Source organism: Myxococcus sp. AB025B, assembly GCF_006518215.1.
In the GTDB taxonomy this organism is placed as follows: Bacteria; Myxococcota; Myxococcia; order Myxococcales; family Myxococcaceae; genus Myxococcus; species Myxococcus fulvus.
In genome coordinates, this window is record NZ_SRLW01000208.1 from 1 (window position 1) to 17916 (window position 17916).

The following is a 17916-nucleotide window of genomic DNA, read 5'->3' on the forward strand; positions in this document are numbered from 1 at the left end:
GCGGTGGAGGTGGCGGCGTCCTCGGGACGGGCGTCCTTGGAGGTCGCGCATCCGGTGGAGGCGAGCGCGGCCACGCCCGCGCTGACGATGAGGAGGTTGCGCATGAAAGTGTAGGTCTCCCGAGGATGGGGTGGGTTGTGCACCAAAGCACGGAATCGCGGCGCCCAACACGTCCACCCGTCCACCTGTTCCCTTCTCGCGACAAACCCCTGGCGGGTCGGATGAGGACGGGGCCCGGGCCGGCTAGAGGAGGCGTGCAGGCCTCCGTCCTCGAGGGCCTTCGTCGCCAGGAGACACCCGCCGGATGCGAACCGTCCTCGCCCAGCCCAGGGGCCGTGCCTCGTGGGGCCTCGCGCTGGCGCTCCTCTTCGCGGCGGGCGGGGCCCGGGCCGACTGGAAGGTGGAGTACAACACGCCCGCTCCGCTCTTCCTGGACCGCAGCTACATCTTCGGCTCGCCCAACCGCATCCGCCGGCAGGGAGACCCCGACTCCCCGGCGCCGCTGCTGTTCGAGGCGCAGCTCGCCCCCAACCTCTTCCTGCCCCAGCTGCACTCGGGCCACTTCCGGAGCGAGCACGGCGAGTGGTTCCTCACCGCGGTGCTCACGCCGTACATCCGGCTGCGGATGCTGAACACGGACAGCAGCCCCGTCATCCCGCCCTCGTACGTCCCGAAGATCACGCTCCAGGTGGCGCACCTGCGCGTGCTGCCGGGCTCGCTGGCGGAGGACCGCCCGATGCGGGGGCTGGCGCTCGCGGCGAACCTCACGGTGGGCCACTACTCCAATGGCCAGGACGGCTGCTTCTTCGCGAACCAGGAGGGCACCGACCCCGACTGCGAGCCGGCCCTGGGGGAGCTGCCGCTCAACGAGCTGACCGGCAGCTTCTCCACCAACTTCGTGCGCGGCGAGCTGCACGCGCGCGTGGCCTTCGGCGTGGACCCGGACCTGGACAGCGCGTGGCTGGTGGGCGGCGGCGCGTTCCTGGAGCTGAACACGGCCATCGGCTCGGGCGGCATCACCGAGGACCAGCGGCGCGTCTACGGCCAGGGCGGCTGGGGCATCATCGTGCTGGGCGAGCGCGTCTGGCACCAGCACCGCTTCCGGCTCGAGGGGACCGTGTCCGCGCCCTTCGGCGAGACGCCCCATCGGCGCGCCACGGTGAGCGGCGAGCTCGCCGCGCTGCCCTACTGGGGCGCGGGCTTCGGCGTCTTCACCCGCTACGTGTACGGGCAGGACTCGTACAACATCCTCTTCCTGGAGCGGCTGAGCCAGTGGCAGCTCGGGCTCGTCTTCGAGCTGTCCCCCGGCGCCAGGCTCAAGGCCGAGGAGGCGCCCGGGGACACCGGGACGCGGCGCCCGCCGGGCTTGCGCTAGCGGAGCTGATGGATGGCAGGACACAGGGCGAACGAGGGGGCGTGCGTCGTGCTCCGTCCGGGGCGCCGGGTGTGACATCTTCGACTGCGGACCCGCCGCCTTCCGCGGGGGTTCCCGACTTGAACATGACCGCTCCGAGCACGCTGAAGGACCGCATCCAGAACGCCGACCTCCTGGCCCGGGTCGTCCCCGTCGAGGAGGCCGTGAAGCACGTCACCGACGGGAACACGGTGGCCATCAGCGGCTTCACCAAGTCGGGCGAGCCCAAGACGTTCTTCCCCGCGCTGGCCTTCCACCTGTCGCGCACCGCGCCCCAGACGCGGCTCACGCTGCTGTCCGGGGCGTCGCTGTCCGAGGACGTGGAGGGCCCCATGGCGCCCTTCATCCGCAAGCGCGGGCCGTACATGTCCTCGTCCGCGTCGCGTCGGCGCATCCACGCCGGGGAGATGGACTTCACGGACGTGCACCTGTCCGCCTTCGCGCGCAACCTGATGTACGGGTTCTATGGCGACATCGACGTGGCGGTGGTGGAGGTGTCGCGCATCCGCCCCAACGGCAGCGTCATCCTGACGTCCTCGGTGGGCATCAGCGCGGAGGCGCTGGCGAAGGCGAAGAAGATCATCCTCGAGGTGAACACGTCCGCGCCGGACTACACGGGCTTCCACGACATCGTCGTGCCCACGGTGCATCCGCACGTGGGCTGGCCGCTGCCGCTGTTGAACGTGAGGGACCGCATCGGCACGCCGTACGTGGAGTTCGACCTGGGCAAGGTGGTGGCGGTGGTGGAGTCGAGGACGCCGGACCACCCGGTGCCCTTCAAGGCGGCGGACGACACGGACAAGCGCATCGCGCGCAACGTGGTGGACTTCCTGTTGAGCTGCCGCGAGGAGTTCGGCTGGGGCAAGCGGCTGCCGCCCATCCAGTCCGGCGTGGGCAACGTGGCCAACGCCATCATCGGGGAGCTGTACGAGTCACCGTTCCAGAAGATCCGCTTCTGGACCGAGGTGTTCCAGGACGGGATGCTGCGCTACGTGGAGGACGACGCGAAGTTCGAGTACGCGTCCGCCACGGCGGTGTCCTTCTCCGCCGAGGGGCGCCAGCGGTTCCAGCAGCTGTTCGAGCGGTGCAAGGAGCGGCTGGTGCTGCGGCCGATGTGGCTGTCGAACAGCCCTGAAATCATCTCGCGGCTGTTCGTCATCGCGATGAACACGCCCATCGAGGTGGACATCTACGGGCACGTGAACTCGACGCACATCGACGGCTCGCGCATCGTCAACGGGCTGGGCGGCTCCGGGGACTTCTTCCGCAACGCGTACCTGAGCATCGTGCACACGCCGTCGGTGCGGAAGCTCAAGGACGGGCGGACGGTGAGCTGCGTGATGCCGTACGTGCGGCACATCGACCACACGGAGCACGACATCAAGTGTGTCGTCACCGAGCACGGCTACGCGCGCAACATGGACATCCGCTCACCCCGGCGGCGGGCCACGGACATCATCGACCACTGCGCCCACCCCTACTTCCGGCCGCTGTTGCACGCGTACCTGGACATGGCGGGCCCGGGGGACGAGCCGCGCGCCACGGACATGAAGGTGCTCGAGGCCTGGTGGCGCGACTACGACGCCGCCTGCCGCGCCTTCCCCCAGGGAGGCTGAGCACCGGCATGGCGGGGCGGGACGACAGAGACGACGCGCCAAGGGGAACGCCCGGGCCAGGGAGCCCCGCGACGACGCCACCCCCCTCCGAGGGGCGCGCCTCCCGCATGCCTGCGGAGGCCTCCACGGCCGTCGACGCGGCGAGAACCGGAGGCACCGCGAGGAACGGGCGGGAGCCCTGCCCTCCCGAGGTGGCGGAGCAGCTCCGACAGGTCGACCGACTGCGACGGACGGGCCGGTACACCTCCGCGCTCGCGCAGGTGCGCGCGCTCGCCGAAGCGCACCCGAGGCTGGGCATCGTCCTGATGGAGCTGGCGATGACGCTCGGCATCTGGGGCGGCGCTCCGGCCGAGGCGCTCCCCTGGTTCGAGCGCGTCCTGGAGCTGGCCCCTGGACACCGGACGACCCGGCTGCACCGCGCGCTGTGCCTCGCCCGGCTGGGTCGCCATGCGGAGGCCGTGGCGGACTTCGACGCGCTGGTGGATGGCGGCTATCGCAAGGCGCTGGTGCTGCACATGAAGCGCGCCGAGTCCCTGGAGGCGCTCGGACAGGACGCCCGCGCGGAGCAGGACTGGACGCTCGCGCTGGCCGAGGACCAGGACAATCCCTGGCTGCTCCAGCAACGAGCCGCCGTGCGCGCGCGCATGGGAATGCACGCGGAGGCGCTGGAGGACCTGTCCGCCGCGCTCGCCCTGCAACAGGGCGCGGACATCGACCCGGAGCTGCTCCACGAGCGCGGCCTGCTCCGCGTGCGGCTCGGCGACGTCGGCGGCGCGCGCGCGGACTTCCAGGCCGGGCTCGCAGCCTTGCGCCGGGGAGACCCGGACTGGCTGCCGGACGCGCTGCGCTCGGCAGTCCAGGCACTCGACGTGCCCTGAAACACGCTCCCGCCGCGGCCTTTCGCCTCGGGCCCGCAGTCGAGCCCGCAGGACGAAAGGCCCCCCTGCCCTCCTGCATCCGAGGGCGATGTCACTGATGCGGACTGAACATGCCCACGCGGCCAATCACAACCCAAGGGCCCCGCGGCTGCCGCCCGCCGCGACCGCATTAGCTTGAACATCCACACCCGACACCCGGACGTGGGGGCCGCACATGCTCGAGCTCGAACTCAATCCCAGACTGGAACAAATCAGGCACCAGGGCTTTCGCGAAGAGGCGGAGAACGTCCTCCGCTCGGGGGAGCTGCGCAAGCTGATACGCCTCATCGGCCCCGTCCCGGGTGATTCCCGCGAGAGGAACATTCCCGTCTTCGAGCCCGCGGTCGACCTGGCGGAGGTCGAGCGGGAGACCCGCTTCATCCGACAGGAAGCCTTGGCCCGTGGCCTGGACATGGATGAGGAGTTCATCCAGACCATGACATACATGCGCCACATCACGATTCCCATCCAGGACCCCAGGCTGGGCCGGGCCATCAGTCGCGTCTGGAGCCTGGTGCTGTGGTTCGACCCCGACAAGGAATACAACCCGGAGAAGCACTTCCTGTCCCTCAAGCATGCGAGCGCGGTGGCCCACCCGCCCTCTCCGCTCATGGACTACGTCGACTTCTCCTTCGAGGAGCTGGGCCACTCTTGCGACGCGGACTTCCTGGGCCTCTACAAGAACCTGTTCTTCCAGTACCACCTTGGAACGCTGCTCGAGGTGCTGGTGGCCCGGCACGGCGCCCAGCGCACCACGCACAGCGTCCGGTACATCCGCGACCACAACGGCTCCTCGGAGTTCTGGTACCTGTCCCTCCAGTTCATCGACGCGCGGCTGAGCTTCGCGCGCGACCCGCTGTTCTGGGTGGACACCCTGGAGGCGGCGCGGGACTTCATCGCATTCACCAACGACGTCTTCTCCTTCTACAAGGAGGCGAAGTCCCAGCTCGACTTCGAGAACTGCTACCTGTTCAAGCAATCCCAGACACAGAAGCGCCCTTACCTGGAGGTGTACCGGGAGACGCTCGCCACGACGGTGAGGAACTACCACGCCATCCTGGAGTCGGCGTCCTCACGCGCCCCGGAGCTGAGGGCTCACGTCGAGCACTACCTCAAGAGCTTCATCTACTGGCACTTCCGCAGCCGGCGCTATCTGTTGCAGGAGGTCTATCCCGAGCTGCGCTACTGGGAGGACCTGCTCTCGCCGCCTTCGCCAGGGCTGGTGGGCTGACGCCTGGCCTCCGCCACATTTAATCGCGCTTAATCCCGGTTAATCAGAGGGGAACGTAGGGTGGCCTCCACTCGCCGACGGGGAGGTCCCGGCCACGGCGGGCTGACAATCCAAGAGGTCAATCCATGTTGAAGCAAGTCATGCGTCCGTTGTTACTGGGAGTGCTGTGCGTGGGCGCCGTCGCCTGTGGTGGCACGCCGATGGACGAGGTGTCCCCGGAGGCGGAGGACCTGGGCCAGGTGGAGCAGAACGCGTGCAGCGTCGGGACGTTCCAGGGCTCGTGTCGCGACTATGGCAGCGGCGGGTGGGTGGATGGGAGCTGCCCGGCCGCGACGCCGTACAAGTGGAGCTTCTGGAACTGCTCCCAGTACATGGCCGGCTCCGGCCCGACGGCCCAGTACTACCGCCAGTACTGTTATGACCTGCAGCTCTACACCTGCCACAGCAGCATCAACACGCCGCCCGCCGGCAGCCCGCCGCCCGTCGGCCCGCCGCCGCCTTGCAAGCAGAACTGCTGAGCCGCGCCTGGGTTGAGCCGGGGTCGCGCCAGGGACTCGCGCGACCACGGCCCCGGCATCAGTTCGCGAAGCGCGCCTCGAAGTTCGTGAACTGCGCCTCCAGGCGCCACTGCAGCGCCGCGCGCTTGTTGGTCCCCAGGAAGCTCTGACACGACGCGGACGGGCCCGCCTCGCCCGCGTCGTCCTGGGCGCAGGCCGCCACCTTGGCCGTGAAGACATCCCGCTGGGCCCACAGGCTGTCTCCCTCAACGAAGGCGTGCTCGAGGCTGGCGCGCGCCAGCTGCTTGAGCGTCTTGTAGTCGAGCCCCTGGACGGTGGCCGCCGCGACGTACTCCTGGGTGATGTCCCCCCGGAGGATGCCGGAGTCATCCGTCGCCAGCGTCACCGGCACCTTCTCCACCAGGTACGCGGAGAGCGGATGGTCCGTGCCCTTGACGCCCAGCAGGACGTTGTTCGAGGACAGGCAGATCTCCACCAGCACGCCTGCCTCGCGCATGTCGCGCAGGAGCGCGTCGACGCCCTCCCCGTCCGTCTCGCCCAACACGTCCACCCCGTGGCCGATGCGCTCCGCGTGCGCCAGCTTCACGGCGTTGCGGATGTGGAAGCGCAGGTGCCCCTGGTCCTCGGGCTTGAGCACCTCGGGAATCAGCTCGCCCGCGTGCAGGGAGACGTGCACCGTCTTGCGGCCGGGCGTGGTGTCGTTGTGGTCATCCAGCGTGCCCAGCGCGAACATCTCGTCGTTGTAGTACGCGAGCGAGTTCGGGTGCTCCTCGGGTGACACCAGGTTGACGCCGACAATCTGGGGCACGCGCTGGGCCAGCTCGAAGGCATACACCCACTGGCCGAAGACGTTGGCCCGCTCCGCCGTGCGGTTGGCCGACACCAGCAGCCGCACCTCCACGTCGCAGCCCGGGTCCGCCTGGGGCGTGCCACAGGCCATCACCTGCCGACTCCCCGCCAGGAAGCTGGCAATGCTCTCCGCCTGACGGGTCAGCGCCGTCTGGAAGTCCGGCAGGGCGATGAGCTGCTCGCGCTTCGCCAACAGCGTCGGCGCATCCCAGGGGTCCGTGGGTGAGAACAGCGGCGCGGCGAGCCGTCCCCCCGTGCTCGCGCCAAAGCCCTGCATCAGCTCCACGTAGACCTGGTTGTGCTGGCCCGCGCGGGAGAGGATGTCCGCGTAGATGTCGTCCCCCCGGGCCTCCGTCTGCACCGCGCCGTACTTGGCGAAGGCATCGAAGAAGTGCTGGTGCGCCTCCAGCAGCGGGCCGGTGAAGCCCTCCATCGACCAGGCGCCCATCACCGCGTCATAGAGGGCCCGGTCCGACGCCGTGTTGGACAGGGGCGTCGAGCCCTGCTCACAGGGGTTGCTCGCCACGTAGGTGGTGGGGTTGACGCAGGCGCCGTCCTCGGAGCCCCATTGGATGAGCTTCTCCATGGTGATGGCGCCGGAGGTGTGGCTGTGGAGGTCGCCGCCCTTGGGCATGTCGCGCAGGAAGGCGGCGAGCGCGGTGGGGTTGGTGCGCAGGGTCTCCATGTGCTCCTGCGTCAGGTCCTCGGGGGGACGCGGAGTGGGAGGCTCCGGCTCCTCCCTGCAGGCACTCAGGCCCAGCGTCATCGTGACGACGACCAGCGAAAGCTTGCTCATGTGGGGACCTCACGGCGGGGGTGTCCGAGGAGCGTCTTGTCCGCGGTGCGGCGAACACCAGTCGGCGCGGGCGCCATGCGTTCCCTGCCGCGCATCGGGCTGCGCCAAGAGGGACTTTTCAACCATGACCCACGCCCTCGCGCCGTCCCTCGACGGTCTTGACATGCTGGCGCGCCGTCCGGAAGGTTGCACTTGTCTGTCCGCGGCGGAAGCCGCAGGCTCCCCACCCCCACCCTTCGGACGAGGTCATCCATGCATCGGGGTTCCTGCTTGTGCGGCGCGGTCCGCTTCACGGTGGAGGGCGAGCTTCCCGCCCCCGACGCCTGTCATTGCACGAAGTGCCGCAAGCACTCGGGGCACTACTTCGTGTCGACGGACGTGCCCCGCTCGGCGGTCACCATCGAGGGACAGGACCAGGTCCGCTGGTTCCAGTCCTCGGAGAAGGCGCGGCGCGGGTTCTGCTCGGTCTGCGGCGCGTCGCTGTTCTGGGACCCGCTCCAGCGCGACTGGATTGGAATCGCCATGGGCGCGTTCGACACGCCCACGCGGACGCGCGTGGCGCTCCACGTCCACCTGGCCAGCAAGGGCGACTACTACGAGCTGGAGGAAGGGACGCCCCGGTTCGACACCATTCCGCCCAGGCCGCATCCCGGATAACCACTGAACACACCTAGAGGGTTGCACATCGGCGCGCCACCCCCTACCCTCATGGAAACCACTGAATCGACTTCAACGGTTATCCACCCTCAACCAGGGAGCGCCCATGTCATCGCCCATCGCCCTCGTCGCCGTGCCCTCCGGTCTGGGGCTGAGCCGTCCGGACGGGCGGATTCCCCGTGTGGACCTGCTTCCCGAGGCCCTGATGGAGGCGGGCCTGGGGCTCGAGCTCCAGGCGAAGGTGGAGCACACCGTGGCGCCCCGGCCCTACGTGGAGCAGCGCGACGCCCGGACGCACATCCTCAATCCCCATGGCATCGCCGAGCTGAGCCTCCAGCTCGCGGACGCCGTCGAGGCCATCGTGCGCGCCGGGCGCTTCCCGCTCGTCCTGGGCGGGGACTGCAGCATCCTGCTCGGGTGCCTGTTGGGACTGAAGCGCACCGGCGCGCACTCGGGGCTCGCCTTCATGGATGGACACACCGACTTCTGGCCGCCGGAGGCCTCCGAGCTCGGCGGCGCCGCGGGGATGGACCTCTGGCTCTCCACCGGCCGGGGCCCCGCCCTGCTGTCGAACCTGGAGGACCGCGGCCCGCTCGTCCTCGACGAGGACGTGGCCGTGCTCGGCGTCAGGGACCCGGAGCGCCAGGGTGAGAAGGTCGGCGCGGAGGACGCGCGCGACACGGGCATGGCCTGGCTGGACCTGGACGTCCTGCGCGCGGAGGGAATCGCCGCCGGAGCGAAGCGCGCCCTCACCCGCTTCAAGGAGCGCGGCGTGCGCGGCTTCTGGATGCACCTGGACGCGGACGTCATGGACGACGCGGTGATGCCCGCCGTCGACTCGCGCCAGCCCGACGGCCTGCGCGTGGCGGAGCTCGGGGAGCTGGTCGCCCGACTCGTCGACTCGGGCCTGGCCGTGGGCCTGGACGTCACCATCTACGACCCGAGCCTGGACCCCCGGCGCGACGCGGCCCGGGCCCTCGTCGAGGTGCTCACCCGCGGCCTGGGGGCCCTGGTGCCCACGCCCAGGACACGATAGGCCCACCGCATGGCCGATGCGCGCAGCCCCGGACTCCCCACGGACGTCGTCCTGCTCCTCGAGTTCGTCAACACGCTCGACGTGGAGAAGCTCGTCGACGCCGTGCCCACGCCTGGCGCGCTCGACGCCTGGTGCCGCGCACAAGGTCTCGTGTCCTCCTCGGACAGCTTCTCCCCGGACGCCTTCCGCGCCGCCATCGACGCCCGCGAGGCCCTGCGCGCCGTGCTCCTCTCCCACACCGGCGAGCCGCTGGCCGCCTCGGATTTGAAGACGCTGGAGCGCGTCGCCGCCTCCAGCCCCCTCACCGTGGGCTTCGGCCAGGACGGCGTGTCGCTGCGCCCCGCCGCCACCGGCGGCTGGAAGGCCCTGGGCGCCCTGTTCGCCGCCATCGTCTCCACCCAGCGCGACGGCCACTGGCCCCGGATGAAGGTGTGCGCCGCGGGCGCCTGCCAGGAGGCCTTCTACGACACCTCCAAGAACCGCTCCGGCCGGTGGTGCTCCATGGCCGTGTGCGGCAACCGCACCAAGCTCCAGCGCTTCCGCGCCAGCCCGCCCCGACGCTGAAGCACCTCCACATCCGCACGGGATGAGCGCCAGGGCTTCACTCCCGGGCCGAATCTCGCGGGTAACGTCCGGAAACTCCTCGCCATCCGCAACCCGGCGCGTCGACTCCCGAGAATTGGGAATCTCGTACGGCAGCTAGGAGCCCACACCCCATGGGAACTGGACGCGTTGGTGACGGTGGAGCAGCAGAGGCGGCACGCAGGGCGGCGGAGGCCGCGCGCCGGGCCGCGGAAGAGGCGGCACGCAGGGCGGCGGAGGCGGCTCGGCAGGCTGCCGCGGAGGCCGCGAAGAAGGCCGCGGAGGCGGCCAAGAAGCTGGCCGCGCAGAAGAAGGACGTGTCCACCTTCGAGCCCGCGGGCGCGAAGAACAAGCTGAAGCTGGATGGCCAGGGGGCCCCCTCGACGTCGCTGTTCACGGAAGACAGCAAGGACGCCAAGGTCAACTGCCTGGACAAGGCCGCGGACTTCATCAACAAGTCCTCGCCGGAGCTGCAGGGTCGCTCGGACCTGGTGTTCCTGAAGGACTCGCGCGCGGGCGCCGAGGGCCAGTCGGGCCACGTCGTCGTGCGCCAGGGTGAGCGCGTGTTGGACCCCAGCAACGGCAAGAGCTGGGACGACATGAAGTCGTACCTCCAGGGCAACTCGCACTACACCGAGGCGGGCTCCATCCCCGGCACCACCGCGGCCAAGGTGTTCGGCACCGAGGCGGGCTCGCCCGAGCGCGCCCAGGCGCTGGCGGACGCGAACGTGTCCCCCGAGCTGCAGCGGATGATGGTGGCCGACTACCCGGCGGACGTGGGCGGCGTGCCGGACGCGGCCAACGTGCAGCCGCACGAGACCACCATCCCGGGCCAGGCGGGCCCCGTGTCGGTGGAGTTCAGCGACACGCTCGAGAAGGACGTGAAGAAGGAGGACGGCTTCGTCACGGTGTCCATCAACGCGGAGACGTCCGTGTCCGCGTCGGGCTCGGTGGAGTTCAAGAAGGCCAAGGTCGGCGTGGGCGCGTCCGTGGAGGGCAGCGTCGAGGCCGGCAAGAGCATGACGTACGAAGTGAAGATGACGGAGGCGGACTTCGAGAAGCTCAAGCGCGGTGAAATCGCGCCGCCGCACCCGCTCAACCCGGAGACGATTCCGGATGGCACGTCCATCAAGATGGAGCAGAGCCAGTTCACCGGCTATGGCCTGGACGTGGGCCTGTCCTACCACGCGGTGGAGCTGGGCATCTCCGGCGACGTCAAGAGCGGCAAGGGCATGTCCATCGAGGTGAGCCGCACGGGCGACAAGCTGTCGATGACGACGGGCCCCACGGAGTTCATCGAGAACAACGGCAAGGTGACGCTGGGCGCCGGCCCCGTCTCCGTGAGCATGGGCCGCGAGGACACGCTCAAGGAGTACAAGCTGCGCACCGCCGAGTTCGACCTGGGCAACCCCGAGGGCCAGAAGGCCTTCGAGGCCTTCGCCAAGGACGGCCGGATGCCGGAGAAGGAAGGCCCGGGCGTGTCCAACACGCTGCGCTTCGACAAGATCAACTACGAGTCGACGGGCGGCAAGGTGGGCATCGACGTGGGGCCCTTCAGCATCGAGACCGACGGCACCACCAACACCGGCGACTACCTCATCACGCACCACCCGGATGGGACGAAGTCGCTGACGTCCGACATCACCTACGGCGGTGACCACCCGGACATCACCATCGAGCAGAAGTACGACAAGGACGGCAAGCTGGTCCCCGGCTCCGAGAAGTTCGCGATGAAGTTCGACACCAAGGACGACAACGCGCGCGAGCTGCTCGTGTACTCGTTCACCGGTGACGCGGACAAGGCGAAGGCCGCGCGCGAGCACGACAAGCCCATCACCCTCAACCTGACGGCCGACGACATCGAGGAGATGCAGCGCCGCTCCGGCATCCAGGCGCAGAACGGCGGGCACATGGGCATCAACGTCCTGCTCACCGACTACGACGGCAAGCCCAATGATCCGCTGATGGCGGTGCGCAACATGGCCTGCTCGCCGGCGTACAACGAGTACAAGCTGGCGCAGAGCTACTTCGGGCTCTTCATGGACGAGGGCAAGAAGCCCCTGTCGGGCGAGCTCGTCATCGGTTGAGCCAGCACGGTTTCACCCCCGCGAGCCCGGGTCCTCGAGGTGAGGGCCCGGGCTTCGTCGTGTCTGTCGTCGACGCGAGGCGCTCCGGGCTCAGGCCGCCACGACGGCGTCGGGCTCGCGGCGCACCTTGGCGAGCGCGGCCACCACCACCTCGGGCCCGGCGCCGGGCTTGTGCGCGTTCTCGCTCAGGTGCCGCCGCCACGCGCGCGCGCCCGGCAGGCCCTGGAACAGGCCCAGCATGTGCCGCGTCACCGCGCTCAGCGGCGCGCCCCGCTGCCGGCTGCGCTCGATGTACGGGAGCATCGCCTCCACCACCTCGTGGCGCTCGCGCGGGGCCTGCGTCGCACCGAAGAAGCGGCGGTCCGCCTCCGCCAGGAGGTACGGGTTCTCGTAGACGGCGCGGCCAATCATCACCCCGTCCACATGCGCCAGGTGCTCGGCCGCCGCGTCCAGCGTCTTGATGCCGCCGTTGATGCTGATGTCCAGGTGCGGCAGCTCCTGCTTGAGCCGGTGCACCAAATCGTAGCGCAGCGGCGGCACGTCGCGGTTCTCCTTGGGGCTCAGCCCCTGGAGCCACGCCTTGCGCGCATGCACGATGAAGCGCGTGCACCCTTCGGCCGCAATCCGCCGCACGAAGCGCTCCAGCGTGGGCCACTCCTCCATCTCATCGATGGCGATGCGCGACTTCACCGTCACCGGGATGCTCACCGCCGAGCGCATCGCGCCCACCAGCCGCGCCACCAGCTCCGGCTCCGCCATCAGACACGCGCCGAAGCGCCCCGACTGCACCCTGTCGCTGGGGCAGCCGACGTTCAGGTTCACCTCGTCGTAGCCCCACGACTCGGCGATGCGCGCCGCCTCCGCCAACGCCTCCGGCTCCGAGCCGCCCAGCTGGATGGCCACCGGGTGCTCGGCCGCCTCGTAGCCCAGCAGCCGCTCGCGGTCGCCGTGGAGCACGGCGCCCGTGGTCAACATCTCCGTGTACAGGAGCGTGTGCCGGCTGATTTGACGGTGGAAGTACCGGCAGTTCCGGTCCGTCCAGTCCATCATCGGCGCGACACACAACGGCATGGGGCTTGAGGGCATCATGGGCAGGACCTGGGAAACGTCCTGCATCTACCCGGCTTTTCCTCCCCTGCCCACCCCCCAGTGACGCCCGGAGGCCCGAAGAGCGAGGAGCCGGACGACCTGCTCGGCTAGGCTCCACCTCCGTGCCTCCGAGCCCGCCCCTGCTGGATGACATGCTGCTCTTCACCGAGGTGGTCACCGCCGGAGGGCTCACCGCCGCGGCCCTGCGGCTGGGACTGCGCAAGTCCACCGTGAGCCGCCGGCTCTCCGCGCTCGAGGAGCGGCTGGGGGTCCGCCTGCTGGAGCGCAACGCGCGCCACCTGCGCCTCACCGAGGCGGGGCGCGACTACCATGTCCACTGCGCGCGGCTGGTCTCCGAGGCCCGCGAGGTGAACCGCGCCCTGGGCGAGTCGCGCGCCACGCCCCAGGGCACCCTGCGCATCGCCACCCTCTCGCTGCTGGGCGAGCTGCTCACCCCGCTCATCGCGGAGCTGCTCCTGCACCACCCGCTGCTGCGCGTGGAGCTGGCGCTCGCCGAGGCCCATGTCGACCTCATCGCCGAGGAGTACGACGTGGCGCTGCGCACCGGCCCCCTCCCCGATTCGTCGCTGGTGGCCCGGAAGCTCGGGCGGCTGCGCACCGGCTACTACGCCAGCCCCGCGTACCTCGCCCGCCAGGGCACACCCCGCACCCCCGCCGACCTCCAGGGCCATGCCTGCGTCGTGCTCGCCGAGCCCGGCACCGACGAGGTCTGGTTCTTCGGCGAGGGCCGCGAGGCCTCGAGCCGCCCCGTCACCGGACGCCTCCGCGTCCCCAGCGTGCGCGCGGGACAGGCCGCCGCCCGCGCGGGCCTGGGCGTGGTCCGCCTGCCTGCCTCCCTCGTCGTCGACGACGTGCGCAGCGGCCTGCTCGTTCCCGTCCTGGAGGCCGCGACGCCGCCGGGCCTGCCCGTGTTCGCCGTCTACCCGAGCAGCCGCCAGCTCCCACCCAAGCTGCGCGTCTTCCTCTCGCTGCTCTCGGAGCGCGGCGCGTCGCTGCCCTGGGAGGCGGAGGCGCCCTCCCCCCGGAGGCGTTGAGGGCCCTTCACGCAACCTCGCGTTCCGTGAGGGACGCTCGCCCCCGAACGCCCCGGCCACTACATGTCCTGCTCGAACCGAGGCACGGCCCCGACGCCGCGCCTCCAACGCAGGAGGACAGGACATGGCCACGGACGTCATCGAGCTGGGCGACGCGCGGTTCCACCAGGAGGTGCTCGAGTCGAAGGAGCCGGTGCTGGTGGACTTCACCGCCGCCTGGTGCCCGCCGTGCCGCGCCATCGCCCCCACCGTGGCCGCGCTCGCCACCGAGTACCGGGGCCGCCTGAAGGTGGCGAAGCTGGACGTGGACGCGAACCAGGAGACGGCCCAGCGCTACAACATCCGCTCCGTCCCCGCCCTGCTGCTCTTCAAGGACGGCCAGGTCGTCCAGCAGCTCCTGGGCGCCATGCCCCGGGCGAAGCTGGAACAGGCGCTGCTTCCCCACCTGTAGACCTGGGGGCCCCTCCCCGTTGGCGGGCTAATGGCTCGATACAGCGAGACTCGGGGCCCCGGAGCCCGGCATTCCGTTGCGAGTCAAAAAGGAAGGCTGGCGATTCTCTCCAGGTGAGGTAGTCACGGGCCGCCTCGGCCGTGTCACACGAAGGTGACACCCGGGGCATGCCCCCATCCGGGAGGGAAGCGATGCTCGAAAGGCTGATGCCCAAGTCGGACGAGTTCTTCGACGACTTCGACAAACAGTGCGCCGCCACAGTGCAGGGCGCGAAGATGCTTCACGAACTGCTCAGCGACTACACGGACGTGCCCAGGCGGGTCCAGGCGCTCAAGGACGTGGAGCACCAGGGTGACGAAGTCACCCATACCGCCTTCAACCGTCTGCACAAGCAGTTCATCACCCCGTTCGACCGGGGGCAGATCCACTCGCTGCTGTCGCGCATCGACGACGTGCTGGACCTGGCGAACGCGGCCGCGTCACGGCTGCACTACTACGAAATCGAGAGCAGCCTGCCTGACGCGACGGAGCTGGCGCGGCTCCTGGTGCTGTCCGCCGAGAAGGTGCAGGAGGTGGTGGCGGCGCTGCGGCTCATCAAGAAGCCGGAGCAGATCCTCGCCGGCTGCAAGGAGATCAAGCGCCTGGAGACGCAGGCGGACGAAGTGCTTCGCTCGGGCCTGGGCCGGCTGTTCAAGAGCGGGGTCGACACTCTGACCATCATCAAGTGGAAGGAGATCTACGACCTCATCGAGACCGCCACGGACAAGTGTCAGGGCGTGGCGAACGTCATCGAAGGCGTGGTGCTGGAGCACTCCTGAGATGCTACTCGCGGCCGTCATCGTCATCGTCGGAGTGGCGCTCATCTTCGATTTCATCAACGGCTTCCACGACGCGGCGAACTCCATCGCCACCGTGGTGTCCACCCGGGTGTTGTCACCGAACCTGGCCGTGGCGTGGGCCGCCTTCTTCAACTTCGTGGCCGCCTTCGGCGGCGGTGTCCATGTCGCCAACACCATGGGCAAGGGCATCATCAACTTCGAGATGCTGCGCGCCACGGGCCCCACCGCGGTGCTGTCGGTCATCTTCGCGGCGCTGATGGGCGCCATCGCCTGGAACCTGCTCACCTGGTGGTGGGGGCTGCCGTCGTCGTCCTCGCACGCGCTGGCGGGCGGCATGATTGGCGCGACGCTGCCGGTGCTGGGGCTCAAGGGCCTGATGGGCGCGGGCATCGCGAAGATCGCCGCCTTCATCGTGCTCTCGCCGCTCATCGGCACCACGCTGGGCATGACGCTGATGCTGGTGAGCACCTGGGTGGTGCACAAGCAGACGCCGCGCGTGGTGGACGTCTGGTTCCGCCGGCTCCAGCTCGTCTCGTCCGCCATCTTCTCCTACAGCCACGGCACCAACGACGCGCAGAAGGTGATGGGCATCATCGCCGTGGTGCTCTTCGGCACCATCTGGGCGGACCGTCCGTTCCACATCGACTGGTGGATGATCATCTCCTGTCACGCGGCCATCGCGCTGGGGACGTTCTTCGGCGGCTGGCGCATCATCCGCACCATGGGCCACAGCCTGACGAAGCTGGCGCCCATCGGCGGGTTCAGCGCGGAGACCGGCGGCGGCGTCACCATCATCGCGCTGGCGGAGCTGGGCATCCCCGTGTCCACCACCCACACCATCACCGGCGCCATCGTCGGCGTGGGCTCCACGCGCGGCTGGCGCGCGGTGAAGTGGGGCGTGGCGGGCCGCATCATCTGGGCCTGGGTGTTCACCATCCCCGCGTCCGCGCTGATGGCGCTGCTCATCTACGGGATGACCCAGGTCGTCGTCCGCCTGGTGGGCTGAGCGCTTGCCCCTCCCCGCCCGCGCCGGCCACTTCCTTCGGGAGGCCCGCGGGCGGGTGTAGCATCCCGGGCGCCATGCGCCTCATCCTCAACCCTGGGCGGGAGGGCGAGCAGGAGCTGCTGCTCCCCGAAGGCGTCACCACCATCGGCAGGACGGAGGAGAGCTCCGTCTGCGTGCTCCACAAGAGCCTGTCGCGCAGGCACGCGCGCCTGGAGCGCGTGAGCTCGCGCGTGGTGCTGGTGGACCAGGGCAGCAAGAACGGCACCTTCGTCGGCGAGCAGCGCGTGGAGCGCCACGAGCTCGACGCGGGCCAGGCCTTCCGCTGCGGCGAGGTGTGGTTCCAGCTCCTCGCGGCGGACCCCGACCTGGACGCGGGGCTGAGCCCGCTGCACACGCGCACCCTGGACACGCGCTTCTCCCCCGCGCCCGGTGAGCTGTCCCTGGACGCGCCGCGCCTGCGGGTGCGCCCGGAGCCGGAGGCGGACGCGACGCGCGAGCGGCTCCAGGTGCTGCTCGCGGTGGCGCAGCTGTTGTCGTCGCCCGGCTCGCTCGACTCGCTGCTGGAGCGCATCCTCCAGCTCGTCTTCCGCGTGCTCGGCGTGGACCGGGCCGCGCTGCTGCTCATGGACGAGGCCACCGGCGAGCTGCGTCCCCGCGTGGCGCGCGCCGCCACCGGCGAGGTGCTCTCCGAGCGCTTCCATAGCCAGCACATCGTCGACTCCGTGCGCAAGCACGGCCTGGCGGCGCTCTTCGCCAACGCCCAGCAGGACGTGCGGCTGGACAGCTCCGTCTCCATCCGCGCGCAGTCCATCCACTCCGCCATGTGCGTGCCGCTCAAGTCCCGGGACACGTGGCTGGGCGTGCTGTACGTGGACAACCGCTCGCACGGGGGCCTGTTCACGGAGGCCGACCTGGAGTTCCTCACCGCCTTCGCCCACCAGGCGGCGGTGGCGCTCGACAACGCGCGGCTGACGCGGCGGCTGGAGGAGGAGGCGGTGCTGCGCAACACGTACCTGCGCTTCTTCCCGCCCGCCGTCGTGCGCAGGCTGCATGCCTCGCCCGGCACGGCGCTGGAGGTGGTGGAGACGGAGGTGACGGTGCTCTTCGCGGACATCTCCGACTTCACGCCCCTGTCCTCCTCGCGCGGCCCCCGGGACGTGGTGGACATGCTCAACGCGTACTTCCCGGTGATGGCGGACGTGGTCTTCCGTCACGAGGGGACGCTGGAGAAGTACATCGGCGACGCGCTGATGGCGGTGTGGGGCGCGCCCTTCTCGCGCGAGGACGACGCGGACCGGGCCGTGCGCGCGGCGGTGGACATGCAGCGCGAGCTTGCGGGGCTCAACGCGCGCTTCCGGGCCCGGGGACAGCCGGAGCTGCGCATCCACGTGGGCCTCAACAGCGGCCCGGCCGCCGCGGGCAACATCGGCTCCGAGCACTACCTCCAGTACGCCACGCTCGGGGACGTCACCAACGTGGCCAGTCGGGTGTGCGGCGTGGCGAAGGCGGGCCAGGTGGTCCTCTCCGAGGCCACGCGCGTGAGGCTGCGCGAGTCGCGCTGGCCCTTGACGACGCTGCCCCCCACCCACGTGAAGGGCAAAGAGGAGGCGCTGACGCTGCACCGCGTGGAGTGGGACGTGGCGGGTGGGTGAGCCGTCGTCCCCCCGTCCGGGAGGGCGGCTTGACTCGCACCGGGCTCATCGGTCAGCGTTCGGGTTCGTGAACGGCATCGGCCTCGACCTCGCGTGGACCTCGGGATGGACGTCCCGGACC

The 17916-nt window shown here is 70.0% G+C and carries 16 protein-coding genes; 14 read left to right on the forward strand and 2 right to left on the reverse strand.

Going from position 1 to position 17916, the window contains the following annotated elements:
• The first annotated feature begins 304 nt into the window (after positions 1 to 304).
• The 5 genes from FL311_RS28960 to FL311_RS28980 all read left to right on the forward strand — a co-directional run bounded on the left by FL311_RS28960 (position 305) and on the right by FL311_RS28980 (position 5696).
• Complete coding sequence (locus FL311_RS28960; RefSeq protein WP_141330093.1) at positions 305 to 1375, forward strand: hypothetical protein; 1071 nt, start codon at positions 305 to 307, stop codon at positions 1373 to 1375.
• A gap of 125 nt (positions 1376 to 1500) precedes the next feature.
• A complete protein-coding gene (locus FL311_RS28965) occupies positions 1501 to 3030 on the forward strand; it encodes an acetyl-CoA hydrolase/transferase C-terminal domain-containing protein (protein WP_141330095.1) in 1530 nt (509 codons plus the stop codon).
• Positions 3031 to 3221: 191 nt separating this feature from the next.
• A complete protein-coding gene (locus FL311_RS28970; protein WP_228557149.1) occupies positions 3222 to 3908 on the forward strand; it encodes a tetratricopeptide repeat protein in 687 nt (228 codons plus the stop codon).
• A 214-nt stretch (positions 3909 to 4122) separates the two neighbouring features.
• Positions 4123 to 5178 (forward strand): hypothetical protein, encoded by a 1056-nt coding sequence (locus tag FL311_RS28975; protein WP_141330099.1) that lies wholly within the window; start codon positions 4123 to 4125, stop codon positions 5176 to 5178.
• Between the two features lie 125 nt (positions 5179 to 5303).
• Positions 5304 to 5696, forward strand: a complete 393-nt coding sequence (locus FL311_RS28980; RefSeq protein ID WP_141330101.1) for a hypothetical protein — start codon at positions 5304 to 5306, stop codon at positions 5694 to 5696.
• A gap of 58 nt (positions 5697 to 5754) precedes the next feature.
• Here FL311_RS28980 and FL311_RS28985 read toward each other — a convergent pair whose 3' ends face one another.
• The gene (locus tag FL311_RS28985; RefSeq protein ID WP_141330103.1) at positions 5755 to 7341 is read right to left on the reverse strand and encodes an adenosine deaminase; all 1587 of its coding nucleotides are present in this window, start codon (positions 7339 to 7341) and stop codon (positions 5755 to 5757) included.
• 252 nt (positions 7342 to 7593) lie between these two features.
• Here FL311_RS28985 and FL311_RS28990 point away from each other — a divergent pair, with 252 nt between their 5' ends.
• The 4 genes from FL311_RS28990 to FL311_RS29005 all read left to right on the forward strand — a co-directional run bounded on the left by FL311_RS28990 (position 7594) and on the right by FL311_RS29005 (position 11703).
• A complete protein-coding gene (locus FL311_RS28990; protein WP_141330105.1) occupies positions 7594 to 7998 on the forward strand; it encodes a GFA family protein in 405 nt (134 codons plus the stop codon).
• 106 nt (positions 7999 to 8104) lie between these two features.
• Positions 8105 to 9034, forward strand: coding sequence for an arginase family protein (locus FL311_RS28995; protein ID WP_141330107.1), 930 nt, complete (start codon positions 8105 to 8107; stop codon positions 9032 to 9034).
• A 9-nt stretch (positions 9035 to 9043) separates the two neighbouring features.
• Complete coding sequence (locus FL311_RS29000; protein WP_141330109.1) at positions 9044 to 9598, forward strand: CGNR zinc finger domain-containing protein; 555 nt, start codon at positions 9044 to 9046, stop codon at positions 9596 to 9598.
• A gap of 152 nt (positions 9599 to 9750) precedes the next feature.
• Positions 9751 to 11703 carry a hypothetical protein gene (locus FL311_RS29005; RefSeq protein WP_141330110.1) on the forward strand — a complete coding sequence of 651 codons (1953 nt, stop codon included), beginning with the start codon at positions 9751 to 9753 and terminating at the stop codon, positions 11701 to 11703.
• A gap of 90 nt (positions 11704 to 11793) precedes the next feature.
• On the opposite strand, the gene dusA is transcribed toward FL311_RS29005, so the two are convergent.
• The gene (dusA, locus tag FL311_RS29010) at positions 11794 to 12792 is read right to left on the reverse strand and encodes a tRNA dihydrouridine(20/20a) synthase DusA (protein WP_141330122.1); all 999 of its coding nucleotides are present in this window, start codon (positions 12790 to 12792) and stop codon (positions 11794 to 11796) included.
• A gap of 152 nt (positions 12793 to 12944) precedes the next feature.
• Between dusA and FL311_RS29015 the strand changes: the two genes are divergently transcribed.
• From FL311_RS29015 to FL311_RS29035, 5 genes are all read left to right on the forward strand, one after another.
• Entirely contained in the window at positions 12945 to 13847 is a 903-nt protein-coding gene (locus tag FL311_RS29015) for a LysR family transcriptional regulator (RefSeq protein WP_194869407.1), read from the forward strand.
• A gap of 124 nt (positions 13848 to 13971) precedes the next feature.
• A complete protein-coding gene (gene trxA / locus FL311_RS29020) occupies positions 13972 to 14298 on the forward strand; it encodes a thioredoxin (protein ID WP_141330114.1) in 327 nt (108 codons plus the stop codon).
• Between the two features lie 191 nt (positions 14299 to 14489).
• Positions 14490 to 15116 (forward strand): DUF47 domain-containing protein, encoded by a 627-nt coding sequence (locus FL311_RS29025; protein WP_141330116.1) that lies wholly within the window; start codon positions 14490 to 14492, stop codon positions 15114 to 15116.
• Position 15117: 1 nt separating this feature from the next.
• Complete coding sequence (locus FL311_RS29030; protein WP_141330118.1) at positions 15118 to 16143, forward strand: inorganic phosphate transporter; 1026 nt, start codon at positions 15118 to 15120, stop codon at positions 16141 to 16143.
• A gap of 74 nt (positions 16144 to 16217) precedes the next feature.
• Entirely contained in the window at positions 16218 to 17795 is a 1578-nt protein-coding gene (locus tag FL311_RS29035; protein ID WP_141330120.1) for an adenylate/guanylate cyclase domain-containing protein, read from the forward strand.
• Positions 17796 to 17916: the final 121 nt, after the last annotated feature.